The 12,710-nt window shown below is 60.5% G+C and carries 9 protein-coding genes and 1 pseudogene; 6 read left to right on the forward strand and 4 right to left on the reverse strand.

Going from position 1 to position 12,710, the window contains the following annotated elements:
- Nucleotides 1-59: 59 nt before the first annotated feature.
- The 5 genes from SJY36_RS07730 to SJY36_RS07750 all read left to right on the forward strand — a co-directional run bounded on the left by SJY36_RS07730 (nucleotide 60) and on the right by SJY36_RS07750 (nucleotide 7,922).
- The gene (locus SJY36_RS07730) at nucleotides 60-1,202 is read left to right on the forward strand and encodes a pyridoxal phosphate-dependent aminotransferase (RefSeq protein ID WP_386174057.1); all 1,143 of its coding nucleotides are present in this window, start codon (nucleotides 60-62) and stop codon (nucleotides 1,200-1,202) included.
- Nucleotides 1,203-1,270: 68 nt separating this feature from the next.
- Nucleotides 1,271-2,485 (forward strand): N-acetylmuramoyl-L-alanine amidase, encoded by a 1,215-nt coding sequence (locus SJY36_RS07735; RefSeq protein ID WP_386174060.1) that lies wholly within the window; start codon nucleotides 1,271-1,273, stop codon nucleotides 2,483-2,485.
- 128 nt (nucleotides 2,486-2,613) lie between these two features.
- Nucleotides 2,614-5,166 carry a penicillin-binding protein 1A gene (locus tag SJY36_RS07740; protein WP_386174063.1) on the forward strand — a complete coding sequence of 851 codons (2,553 nt, stop codon included), beginning with the start codon at nucleotides 2,614-2,616 and terminating at the stop codon, nucleotides 5,164-5,166.
- 102 nt (nucleotides 5,167-5,268) lie between these two features.
- Complete coding sequence (gene prfB / locus SJY36_RS07745; RefSeq protein WP_009826942.1) at nucleotides 5,269-6,393, forward strand: peptide chain release factor 2; 1,125 nt, start codon at nucleotides 5,269-5,271, stop codon at nucleotides 6,391-6,393.
- Between the two features lie 116 nt (nucleotides 6,394-6,509).
- On the forward strand, nucleotides 6,510-7,922 hold the full coding sequence (locus tag SJY36_RS07750; protein WP_386174067.1) for an amidase: 1,413 nt from the start codon (nucleotides 6,510-6,512) through the stop codon (nucleotides 7,920-7,922).
- 3 nt (nucleotides 7,923-7,925) lie between these two features.
- On the opposite strand, the pseudogene SJY36_RS07755 reads toward SJY36_RS07750, so the two are convergent.
- A pseudogene (locus SJY36_RS07755) lies at nucleotides 7,926-8,707 on the reverse strand (helix-turn-helix domain-containing protein).
- 209 nt (nucleotides 8,708-8,916) lie between these two features.
- Between SJY36_RS07755 and SJY36_RS07760 the strand changes: the two are divergent.
- The gene (locus SJY36_RS07760) at nucleotides 8,917-9,261 is read left to right on the forward strand and encodes a hypothetical protein (RefSeq protein ID WP_386174070.1); all 345 of its coding nucleotides are present in this window, start codon (nucleotides 8,917-8,919) and stop codon (nucleotides 9,259-9,261) included.
- A gap of 43 nt (nucleotides 9,262-9,304) precedes the next feature.
- Here SJY36_RS07760 and ilvN read toward each other — a convergent pair whose 3' ends face one another.
- The 3 genes from ilvN to SJY36_RS07775 all read right to left on the reverse strand — a co-directional run bounded on the left by ilvN (nucleotide 9,305) and on the right by SJY36_RS07775 (nucleotide 12,690).
- The gene (gene ilvN / locus SJY36_RS07765; RefSeq protein ID WP_386174072.1) at nucleotides 9,305-9,865 is read right to left on the reverse strand and encodes an acetolactate synthase small subunit; all 561 of its coding nucleotides are present in this window, start codon (nucleotides 9,863-9,865) and stop codon (nucleotides 9,305-9,307) included.
- Between the two features lie 76 nt (nucleotides 9,866-9,941).
- Complete coding sequence (locus SJY36_RS07770) at nucleotides 9,942-11,693, reverse strand: acetolactate synthase 3 large subunit (protein ID WP_386174075.1); 1,752 nt, start codon at nucleotides 11,691-11,693, stop codon at nucleotides 9,942-9,944.
- 334 nt (nucleotides 11,694-12,027) lie between these two features.
- Nucleotides 12,028-12,690 (reverse strand): response regulator, encoded by a 663-nt coding sequence (locus SJY36_RS07775; protein ID WP_340236684.1) that lies wholly within the window; start codon nucleotides 12,688-12,690, stop codon nucleotides 12,028-12,030.
- Nucleotides 12,691-12,710: the final 20 nt, after the last annotated feature.

Here is a 12,710-nt window from a genome sequence, read left to right on the forward strand (position 1 = left end):
GGTTGACGGCACCGGCGGGGTGCGGTGAAAGGTTCGGGCTCAACAGTAGGATCAAGCCCATGCGCATTTCAACCCGATCTCAGGTCGATCCCTTTATCGTGATGGATGTGATGCAGGCCGCCGCCGCCGCCGAGGCGGAGGGCCGCCACATCATCCATATGGAGGTCGGCCAACCCGGCACGGGCGCGCCCAAAGGGGCCAGCACCGCATTGACCGCCGCGATGGAGCAGGGCGCGCTTGGCTATACCGTCGCATTGGGGCTGCCTGCGCTGCGCCAGCGGATCGCGCGGATGTACGGGGAGTGGTACAATGTCGATCTGGACCCGAACCGCGTGGTCATCACCTCTGGCTCTTCGGGCGGGTTCATCCTGACGTTTACCTCGCTTTTTGACACCGGGGACCGCGTTGGCATCGGGGCACCGGGGTATCCCAGCTACCGCCAGATCCTCAAGGCGCTGGACCTTGCCCCCGTCGATCTGCCCACCTCGCTTGACAACCGCTTGCAGCCGGTGCCTGCGGAATTCGCGGGCATGGACCTGCAGGGGTTGTTGGTGGCGTCTCCGGGCAACCCGACGGGCACGATGCTGGATCACGCTGCCATGTCCGCGCTGATCGACGCGACGCAAGCGCAGGGGGCATCCTTCATCTCGGACGAGATTTACCACGGCATCGAATACGAGAAAAAGGCCGTTACCGCGCTTGAGGTCACCGATGATGTCTATGTCATCAATTCGTTTTCCAAGTATTTCTCTATGACCGGTTGGCGTGTCGGCTGGATGGTTGTGCCAGAGGACCACGTGCGCGTGGTCGAACGGATCGCGCAAAACATGTTCATCTGCGCCCCCCACGCCAGTCAGGTCGCCGCGCTTGCCGCGATGGATTGCACCGATGAGCTTGAGGCGAATATGGATGTCTACCGCGCCAACCGCGCGATGATGATCACCGGCCTGCGCGAGGCGGGATTCACCCGTTTCGCGCCCCCCGACGGGGCCTTCTATGTCTACGCCGATGTGTCCGAGCTGACGGATGACAGCCGCGCATTGGCGCGGGATATTCTGGACAAGGCGGGTGTGGCCGTGACCCCGGGGCTCGATTTCGATCCGGTGCGCGGGCATCACTGGCTGCGGTTTTCCTATGCGCGCAGCACCCAGGATATTGCCGAGGGGCTGGGGCGGCTCAAGACCTATATGGCGGCCCGCTGAAAGGCTGGCTCGGGTTGCGGCGGGGTGCTATACCTGCCGCAACCACCCCGAGCAGAACGGTGACAGGCATGCGTATTCTTCCCATTATCGCAACGGTTTGCGCGCTGTCCTTGCCAGCGTCCGCGCAGGATCTGACCGCGCTGGCGCGGGTGGACCCTGCCAAAAGCGCCATCTCGGATGGTTGGTTCGGGGGCACGACGCTGACGCTTGGGCTCAGCCAAGGGGTGCCGTTTCGGGTGTTCTTGCTGGATGATCCTGCGCGGCTGGTGGTCGATTTCCGCGAGGCCGACTGGAGCGGCGTGAACACCGCAGACCTGCTGCCTGAACCCGGACGGATTACCGGTCTGCGCTTTGGCCCGTTCCAGCCGGGTTGGTCGCGGCTTGTTGCGGATCTGGCCGAACCGATGATCCCGCGCGAGATCGGGATGCCGGTCAACAAGGGCTCCGGTCACGCCACGCTTGAGATCGCGTTGACATCCGCCACCCCCGAGGAATTCGCCGCCGCCGCCGGTGCGCCCGTTGATCCGGCGTGGACCATGGCGCTGGCCGCACCGCCCAAGGCGGCTGCCGACCTGAAAGAGGTGCCGTTTCGCGTGGTGCTGGACCCCGGTCACGGGGGCGTTGATCCGGGGGCAGAGACAGATGGTATCCTGGAGAAAGACCTGATGCTGTCCTTTGCCCAAGCGCTGCGCGACACATTAGTCCGCGATGGGGTCGATGTGGTGATGACCCGAGACACGGATCATTTTGTCGCGCTTGAAACCCGCGTCGCCATTGCGCATCAGGCCGAAGGCGATCTGTTTATCTCTCTCCATGCGGACAGTTTGCAACACGGCGGGGCAAAGGGGGCGACGGTCTATACGCTGTCGGATGACGCCAGCGATACTGCCACTGACCATCTGGCCGCACGCCACAACCGTGCCGATATTATCGCGGGGGCCGATCTGACCGGATCGGATGACGAGGTCGCCAGCGTGTTGCTTGATCTTGCCCGCCAAGAGACAGAGCCACGGTCGGTCGCCGCCGCAAAAACGTTGGTTGAAGGTATGAAAGCCGCCGGCGGTCCGATGAACCGCCACCCGCTGCGCAATGCGGGCTTTTCGGTGTTGAAATCGGCTGACATCCCGTCGGTCCTGATCGAAATCGGGTTCCTCAGCTCGAAGCGTGATCTTGCCAATCTGCGAGACCCGATCTGGCGGGCGGTCATGGTGTCGGCGATTGCGGATTCCATCGCCAAATGGCGCGACGCGGATGCCGCGCTCAAGCCCTTGATTCGCCAGTAAACCGCACCCGAACGCCCCTCTAGGTGTTGCGCGGGTTACCGCACAGGGCCACTGCATCGTGTTTTGACGATTCCCGCAGGGTTGCGTATAGACGGGTCACCAACCCTCCTTGCAAGGAATTGCCAGCCGTGTTTCGTTTGATCCTGTCTTTCTTCGGGGGTATTTTTACCACCCTCACCATGAGCATCGGTATGGTCGCGCTGACCATCGGCGCGGTGTTCTGGATGTATGGCCGCGATCTGCCCAGCCACGAATCCCTTGCGCAATACACGCCCCCGACGATCAGCCGGATTTATTCGGGGCAGGGGCGGCTGATTGATGAATTCGCCAAGGAACGTCGCCTGTTCGCGCCGGCCAACACGATTCCGCCGCTGATCAAACAGGCCTTCATCTCGGCCGAGGACAAGAACTTTTATACCCACGAAGGCTATGACCTGCGCGGCATCGGGGCGGCGGCTGTAGACGCGGTGCGCACAAGGGGCAAGGACGTACGCGGTGCATCGACCATCACGCAGCAGGTGATGAAGAACTTTCTTCTGTCCGGCGACCGTCGGGCTGAACGGAAGATCAAGGAAATCATCCTCGCCGCACGGCTTGAGGAAACGCTGCCCAAGGAAAAGATCCTTGAACTTTATCTGAACGAGATCTTCTTGGGTCAGAACTCCTACGGTGTGGCCGCCGCGTCGCAGACCTATTTCAACAAGACATTGGGGGAGCTGGCCCCGCATGAGGCTGCGTTCCTTGCCTCGCTGCCCAAAGCGCCGTCCGATTATCATCCCGTGCGCCGCAAGGACCGGTTGCTGGCACGCCGGAACTTCGTGCTGCGCGAGATGAAGGAAAACGGCTATATTACCCCCGCCGTCTACGAGACCGAGGTCGCACAGCCCTTGCGCTCGGTGCAGAACGGGGACTTTGAAAGCTTCAAGGCCGAACTGCCGCCGCGCGATTACTTTACCGATGAAATCCGCCGCCAGCTGTCCGAGAACTTCGGCGAGGGCGAATTCTTTACCGGCGGTCTGACCGTGCGTGCCACCATCGACAACGAGATGCAGCCCATTGCCGCACAATCCTTGCAGCAGCAGCTTGAGGAATATGACCGCGGTATCGGTATCTACCGCGGCACCGGCAAGAAGATCGCGCCCGAAAAGCTGACCACCGAGGCGGATTGGCGCGAAGCCCTGTCGAACACCCGTGTGCCACGTGACGTTGATCTGGAAAACCCGTGGTATCCCGCCGTGGTGCTGAGCCTGACCAATGACGCCGCCCGCATCGGGATCGAAGGCGTGGACGAGGACGCAGACGGTCATTTCATCCCCGCCAAGGATGTCCAATGGGCGCGCAAACGTCTTGAGAATGGCAAGCTCGGCAACCGCGCCCAAGTGCCCGCTGACCTGCTTGAGGTCGGCGACGTGGTGCTGGTGCGCCGCATGACCGCGGATAGTGACGGGTCGTTCATCCGCTGGACCCTGCGTCAGATCCCGGAAGTGCAGGGCGGCTTTGTCGCGATGGACGTGAACACAGGGCGCGTGATCGCGATGCAGGGCGGTTTCTCCTATCAGGCGTCGGTGTTCAACCGTGCGACACAGGCGAAACGCCAGCCGGGGTCGAGCTTCAAGCCCTTTGTCTATGCGGCGGCATTGGACAGCGGCTATACCCCTGCGACCATCGTTGTGGATGCCCCGATCGAGATCAACACACCCCAAGGCATGTGGCGGCCACGAAACTCGTCGAACAAGTTTTACGGGCCGACGCCCCTGCGGACGGGTATCGAACAGTCGCGGAACCTCATGACCATCCGTCTGGCGCAAGAGGTCGGAATGAACACCGTTGGCGACTATGCCGAACGGTTCGGGGTCTATGACAACCTCTCGCCGGTACTGGCCAACGCGCTTGGCTCGCAGGAAACCACGCTGTACCAGATGGTGTCGGCCTATGCGATGTTCGCCAATGGTGGCGAACGGGTGCAGCCGACGCTGGTGGACCGTGTGCAGGACCGCTATGGCCGCACTGTCTACAAACACGACCAACGCATCTGTAACGATTGCCAGCTTGAAACGCTGGCCCCCGGTGTGGGGCCGCGCATCATCTCGAACCGCGAACGGGTGATGGACCCGATCACGGCCTACCAGCTGACATCGATGATGAAGGGCGTCGTGGATCGCGGTACGGCGCGTGGGGCGGTGAACCTGCCCGTGCCAATCGCGGGCAAGACCGGCACCACCAACGACGCCAAAGACGTCTGGTTCGTCGGCTTCTCAAGCAACATCGTGGCGGGCTGCTATATCGGTTTCGACAATCCGCGCTCGCTGGGGCGTCGTGCCTATGGGGCGGGGATGTGTGGCCCTGTGTTCCAGCGGTTCATGAGCGAAGCGATCAAGAAATACGGCGGCGGCCCCTTCGAAGTGCCCACCGGCGGTCACTTCATCAAGATCGACCGCTTCACCGGTGCGCGTCTGTCTGACAGCGCCGCAGGTCCCAACGTTGTGGCCGAATACTTCCGTGACGGCGAAGAGCCGCTGTTCGGGATCACCTTTGATGGAGGCTTTGCGATGGGGGCGGATCTGCCTCTGGTCGAAGAAGCCGGCGGCGGCGCGCGCGAGGTCACAACCTCTACCGGTAAGAAGGCGCGTGTCGGGCCCAAGGCAAGCTTTGGCAGCATCAGCTCCGGCGGGTTGTACTAGGCCCGGCCCCATTCTACAGCGCTTGCCCATGTTGCGGCGCTGGTCTATTTGAAACGCGGCCCCGGCTATTCGGGGCCGCGATCTATTTAAAGGCAGGATATCATGCGCGCAGATGCACAAAACACAGCGGATAAGATCAGCAAGTCGCTGGAGCTGTTGGCACAGCGTCTGGACGTCGAAACCGCGCCATACCGTCTGGAAGAATTCAATGCCCGTGTCGAAGACCCCAATCTGTGGGATGATCCCGATGCGGCACAAAAACTGATGCGCGACCGTCAGGCGCTGGTCGATTCCATCGCCACCTACGAGGGCATCAAACAAGAGTTGGCCGATAACATCGAACTGATCGAACTGGGCGAGATGGAAGGCGACGACGAAGTCATCGCAGAGGCCGAGACCGCGTTGAAAAAGCTGGCCGAGACAGCCGCCCAGAAAGAGCTGGAAGCGCTGTTGAACGGCGAGGCCGACGGGAATGACACCTTCCTTGAAATCAACGCAGGGGCAGGCGGCACCGAAAGCTGTGACTGGGCCAATATCCTGTCGCGCATGTATGTCCGGTGGGCCGAGAAAAAGGGCTATAAGGTCGAGCTACAGTCCGAAAGCCCCGGCGAAGAGGCGGGGATCAAATCGGCGACTTACAAGATCAGCGGCCCGAATGCCTATGGCTGGCTCAAGTCGGAATCCGGTGTGCACCGTCTGGTGCGGATCAGCCCCTTTGACAGCGCCGCCAAACGGCACACGTCCTTTACCTCTATCTGGGTGTATCCGGTGGTGGACGACAACATTGAAATCGACATCAACCCCAGCGACATCCGCATCGACACCTATCGGTCCTCGGGGGCCGGTGGTCAGCACGTAAACACCACCGACTCGGCCGTGCGGATCACGCACCATCCTACCGGCATCGTGGTTACCAGCTCCGAGAAATCGCAGCACCAGAACCGCGACATCGCGATGAAGGCGCTGAAATCGAGACTGTATCAGATGGAGCTGGACCGCCGCAACGCGGCCATCAACGAAGCCCATGAAAACAAGGGCGACGCGGGTTGGGGCAACCAGATCCGGTCCTACGTCTTGCAGCCGTACCAGATGGTCAAAGACCTGCGCACCAACTTTGAAACCTCGGATACCAAAGGGGTGCTGGATGGCGACCTTGACGGGTTGATGGGGGCCGCGCTGGCGCTTGCCGTGTCGGGCAAGACCCGCGCCGAGGCGCAAGAAGGCTAAGGCCAAATATCAGGCAACGACGCGCGGGCGGCCTTGTCTCGTGCAGCACTTTTGCCGGCACCCCTTGCATCCCGCGGCGGCCTTCCGTTCTATGATCCCGAACGGAGGGCTCGGCCATGAACATACTAGACATCGGGGCCTTGGCCCAATCGGAGGCTTTGGCGAACGGCAGTCTGACGGCGCGCGCTTTGATGGAGGCCACGCTAGAGCGCATCGATGCCGTGAACGGCGACGTCAACGCCATCGTCGCGCTGCGCCCGCGCGCGGAGCTTCTGGCCGAAGCCGATAGGGCGGATGCCACACTTCGGGTCGGATGGCTGCACGGTATTCCCATTGCGATCAAGGATTTATCCGATGCCGAAGGCTTGCCAACCGCCAAGGGATCACCGCTGTTTGCCGGTACGATTGCCCAGAAGGACAGCGTCTTTGTCGCCCGCATCCGCGCGGCGGGGGCGATCATCATTGGCAAGACGAACACGCCTGAATTCGGGTTGGGCAGCCATACGTTCAACCCCGTCTATGGCCCGACGCGGAACCCCTATGATCACACACGTTCGGCTGGCGGGTCTTCGGGCGGGGCGGCGGCTGCCTTGGCAACGGGGATGCTGAGCATCGCGGACGGGTCCGACATGATGGGCAGCCTGCGCAACCCCGCGGGCTGGAACAACGTCTACGGCATGCGCCCCAGCTGGGGCACAGTACCGGCAGAGCCAGAGGGCGATATGTTCCTGCATCAGCTGAGCATGGCAGGCCCGATGGCGCGCTGCCCCCGCGATCTGGCGGCCTTGCTGGACACGATGACCGGAGAGGACCCCAAACAACCCCTCGGCCTGTCACCCGCGCCGAGCTTGCCGCAGATGGACACCCCGTCGCCCGCGCGTCGCATCGGGTGGCTGGGCGATTGGGGCGGGGCCTTTGCCTATGAAGACGGGATCGAGGACGTGAGCAAAGCGGCCCTGGATCAACTGGCCGCTCTGGGGCATCAGGTGACCGCTGTGCCAGCCCCCTTTGACGCGGACGCGATGTGGGACAGCTGGACCACGTTGCGGTCTTTTGCCGTTGCTGCTGGTTTGGGCGCGCTCTACCGCGATCCGGAAACCCGCGACAAGCTCAAGCCCGCCGCCCAATGGGAGATCGAGCGCGGGCTCGGGTTCACGGGGCAGGAGGTGCAGCAAGCCAGCCTGACGCGGTCGGACTGGTATCGCCGTGTCACCGCGCTGTTTGACGAGGTTGACGTGCTGGTGCTGCCTTCGGCGCAGCTTTGGCCCTTTGACGTGGATCAGGTGCATCCGACACAGATCGCCGGACGGGACATGGACACCTATCACCGCTGGATGCAGGTCGTGGTGCCCGCCGGTCTGGTGGGGCTGCCGGTTGTCAACATCCCCGCCGGTTTCGGGGCAGAGGGGCTGCCTGCGGGGCTACAGATGATCGGACCGCGGGGCAGCGATACGGCGCTGCTTCAACTGGCGCAGCAGTGGCACGCGGCAACACAGTGGCCCCAGATGCGCCCGCCGCCGCTGGCGTAGCGGTCACTCAAAGGCGAATTCGGTGCGCAGAAGGTGGCGGTGAAAGGGTTCAAGATCGTTTGCCTCGCACAGCCCCTTCAAGCGGGCGGCCTGCAACACGGCCGACGGTGTTTGCGGCAGGTATTCATAGACCAGCCGCGTCGCCCGCAACCCGATCGAATTTTCCGGCACGGTCCGGGTGATGTATCCGACCCAGAAATTATTGTTGAACGACGCGATCCGCCCCAGATAGTTGAACGAAGAGGTCATCGCGCCGCGCCGCGAGGCGATAATGGCGATGCCTTCTTCCTGCTGCAGCACCACCCCGCGATACTCGCGCAATTCCGAATGAGTGGGCAGGCTTTGGATGCGCATGGCGTGAGGGGCCTCGTAGCCGCGCAGATAGGTATGCCGGCCACTGCGAAACACCATAACCAATCCCAAGGCGAATTTCTCGGGGTAAAGAAAACTGCGACGCGAGAAGCGGTAGAAACCACTGGGAAATGTGGCTTCGGGCAGGTCCAGCGCGCCCGAAACGATGAAGTCGCCCATGAAATCCGGGGGGAGGGGTCGATCTTCTTGATCTCTTCCAAGGGCTCCAGAAGGACACGCGCATCAACGTCGAAAAACTTGCACATCCGGTCCAGAATATCGGGGCGCGGAAAGCTTTCCCCCGATAGATATCGATTGAACTGCGTGCGATTGATCCCCAGTTCCTGCGCGAGGTAGGTGATGGAGGGGTAACCTACTGAAAGTTTTTTTAAATTTGAACCGAAAATTGTCCTGATATCGGCGGGGTTCGTCATGAAATCAGTCCGTTAAAATTAATTGAACTAAACTTCACAACCTTTGAACGAATTTGCAAGGGGATTTGCAATATAGGGCTGTTTAATGACGCTATTCAGCGTCAAATTCCGGTGCGCGCGACACAAATTGATTTCGTAAAAAAATCGACAATTTGTAAAAATGACATGATTATCTCTCATGTCTGCAAGCATCTGGAAGGAACAGTTAAATGTACGGTGTGGTACTTTGGAGCGATGCCCGATCCAACAAAGCTGTGTTCTGGTGCGAGGATCACGGCGACCTTGCATATTTCCAGGGTGACCCCGCGACAGTGAACCAGACGACAAGCGGTTTCGACGCTGGTGATCTGGTCCAGTTCGAGGTCTACCACGAGGCCAAGTTGCGCAAGGCGCTTAACCCCAAGGTCGTACGATCCAAGGCGGACGCTGATTTGCCGAACAAACTGCTGCGCCATTCCGCCGGCATTACGCGAAAGCAAACCGGCGGCGAGGTGCTTCCATTCCGCCCAAAAGCCGTCCCGCCGGTAGAGTTCCGCCACCGCGGTCAGGCTTAGTCCGGCCGGAGCCGGCCAGACCTCAACCTGCCACTTTAGCGTATCAGTCGCCGCGCGACAGGGCTGCCACGCCCGTCCGTGCCACGGACACCAGCCCCAAGGGGCGCATCAATTCGGCAAATGCGTCAATCTTCTCGGGCGCGCCGGTGATCTCGAACACGAATGTCTCCAAGGTGCTATCGACAACGTTGGCGCGGAAGATATCCGCCAGACGCAGGGCTTCTACCCGTTTTTCGCCGGTGCCATTCACCTTGAACATCGCAAGCTCACGCTCGACCACGGGGCCTTCGACGGTCAGGTCATGCACCTCGTGTACCGGCACAATCCGCCCCAGCTGCGCCTTGATCTGCTCGATCACCTGCGGCGTGCCCGAGGTGACGATGGTGATGCGGCTAAGGTGGCCTGTGTGGTCAACCTCTGCCACGGTAAGGCTGTCGATGTTGTATCCACGGCCCGAAAACAGACCGATGACGCGCGCCAGCACACCGGGTTCGTTCTCGACCAGTACGGCCAGCGTGTGGCGTTCGATCACATCCGAGAAATTGGGACGTAGGTTATAGGCGGAATGGCTGTTGGAGCCTTTTTTGATCTTTAGGGCTGACATGAAACTGTCCTTCTAAGATTTGTTCAATCTCGGCGCGCGACCCCGCGCCGATGTGTTTCCTTGTGCCGTTGGCGGCTTAGACCAAGACCGATCCTTTGGCGTCGATCACACCTTGTGTATCGACACCGGCCAGCATCATGTCGTTATGCGCTTTGCCCGACGGGATCATCGGGAAACAGTTTTCGTGTTTTTCCACCAGACAGTCAAAGATCACCGGACCGTCATAATCGAGCATCTCCATGATCGCGTCGTCCAGATCGTCGGGGTCCGAACAGATGATCCCCTTGGCCCCGAAGGCTTCGGCCAGCTTGACGAAATCGGGCAGGGATTCAGACCAGCTTTGGGAATAGCGCTCGCCGTGCAGCAGCTCTTGCCACTGGCGGACCATCCCGAGGCGTTCGTTGTTCAGGATGAACTGTTTTACCGGCAGGCCGTATTGCATCGCGGTGCCCATTTCCTGCATGTTCATCAGCCAAGAAGCTTCGCCGGCGACGTTGATGACCAGCGCCTCAGGATGCGCCATCTGCACGCCGATGGAGGCAGGGAAACCATAGCCCATCGTCCCCAACCCACCAGAGGTCATCCAGCGGTTCGGATCCTCGAAACCAAGATATTGCGCGGCCCACATCTGGTGCTGGCCCACTTCGGTGGTGACATAGCGGTCACGCCCTTTGGTCAGCGCCTCAAGTCGCGAGAGCGCGTATTGCGGTTTGATGATCTTGCCTTTTTGCTCGAACTTGAGGCAGTCAACGTTGCGCCATTCCTCGATCTTCTTCCACCATTTGCCAACGGCTTCGGTGTTTGTCTTGCGGCCGCGCGATTTCCAGACCTTCAGCAGGTCTTCCAGCACATGGCCCACGTCGCCGACGATAGGGATGTCCACGCGGATGATCTTGTTGATCGACGAGGGGTCGATGTCGATATGCGCTTTCTTGGATTTCGGGCTGAACATGTCGACAACGCCGGTGATCCGGTCGTCGAAGCGCGCGCCGATGTTGATCATCAGATCGCAGTCGTGCATCGCCATGTTGGCCTCGTAAAGACCATGCATGCCGAGCATCCCCAACCATTTGTCACCCGACGCCGGATAGCTGCCAAGCCCCATCAAGGTAGAGGTGATGGGAAAGCCTGTTGCCTCGACCAATTCGCGCAGCAGTTGCGACGCCCCAGGGCCGGAGTTGATGACGCCGCCGCCGGTATAGAAAATCGGGCGCTTGGCGGTCTCGATGGCGGCCACCAGTTCGGTGATCTCGGTCATGTCGCCTTTGACGGGCGGCTGGTAATGCGAGGTGGACGGCTTCTTGGGCGTGTATTCCCCCGTGGCGAATTGCACGTCTTTCGGGATGTCGACCAGAACGGGGCCGGGGCGCCCGCTGGTGGCCACGTGGAAAGCCTCGTGCAGGACGCCGCCCAGCTTGTCGGTCTCTTTCACCAGCCAGTTGTGCTTGGTGCAGGGGCGGGTGATGCCCACGGTATCGGCCTCTTGAAACGCGTCAGAGCCGATCATGAAGGTCGGCACCTGACCTGTCAGGACCACCAGCGGAATGGAATCGAGCAAGGCATCCGTCAGGCCGGTCACCGCATTGGTGGCACCGGGGCCCGAGGTTACAAGAACAACACCCGGTTTTCCGGTCGAGCGCGCATAGCCTTCGGCGGCATGCACCGCCCCTTGTTCGTGACGCACCAGCACGTGTTTGATGCTGTTTTGTTGGAACACCTCGTCATAGATCGGTAGGACAGCGCCGCCGGGATAGCCAAATACGGTATCGACACCCTGATCAATCAGGGCTTGAACGATCATTTTCGCTCCGGTCATTTTACGTGTCATCTTGGTGCTCCGTCAGGCGGTGGTTTATCAAAAAATACGTTGCGCAAAAAAAAGCCCCCGATTTTGACGGGGGCGCATGGTGACTATTATGGTCTGCCGTTACCGGCCCATGCGCGTGTGTCTTAGAATGACGACGATATCTGTCAAAGCTAGATCTGTCATAGCCAAAGGCCCCTCATTGCGTGCATGGACATTATGAGCGCCATAAAGGGGCGTCAATGCTCTATTGTCGATAAAAGTGTCGCTGCGTGCAAAAAATCTTTTCATTTATTGCGCGAAATCCTGAATTTTCTAATTTTTGCAAAATCGGGGGCATTTCTCGGGCAGATATCAGCTAAAGTCGCACTCCGGTTCCCTGCAGCACGCCGTGTTCCATCGCGTAGCGCGTCAGCCCTGCGGTGGAAGAGATGCCAAGCTTGCGTTTGATATTCTTGCGGTGGGTTTCGACGGTGCGCACAGAGATATCCAAGGTCAGCGCGACCTCTTTGTTGGATTTCCCCTGTGCCAGTTGCAACAGGATCGTCTGTTCGCGTTCGGTCAGGGATTCACGTGCGGCATCCTTGGGTTCAAGCGACCCTTGCGCGCCGGTGCATAGATACCGTTCGCCGCGCATCACCGTATCGATCGCCAGCTTGATCTCGTCTGTCGGCACGTCCTTGAGGATATACCCCATGGCGCCGTGGCTCAGCGCCGAAGAGATATATTCGGGGTTATCATGCATCGACAGGATCACGATGCGGGTGTCGGGCTGGCGTTCCAGCAAGATCTCGGTCGCGGACAGCCCGCCGATCTCTGGCATGTTGAGGTCCATGAGGATCACATCGGGGTCCAGTTCCGCGACGCTGTCGATCGCGGCGCGGCCATTGGGCAGACAGCCGACCACATTGATATCGTCATAGCTTTCAAGAATGGATTGGATGCCCTCGGCGACCATCGGGTGATCGTCAACGATCATTACTTTTATCAACGCGGGCGGCTGGGTGTCTGAAAGGGTCATGGGGCAGCTTTCGGGAAGGG

The organism is Sulfitobacter sp. R86518 (assembly GCF_042466275.1).
Taxonomy (GTDB): Bacteria; Pseudomonadota; Alphaproteobacteria; order Rhodobacterales; family Rhodobacteraceae; genus Sulfitobacter; species Sulfitobacter pontiacus.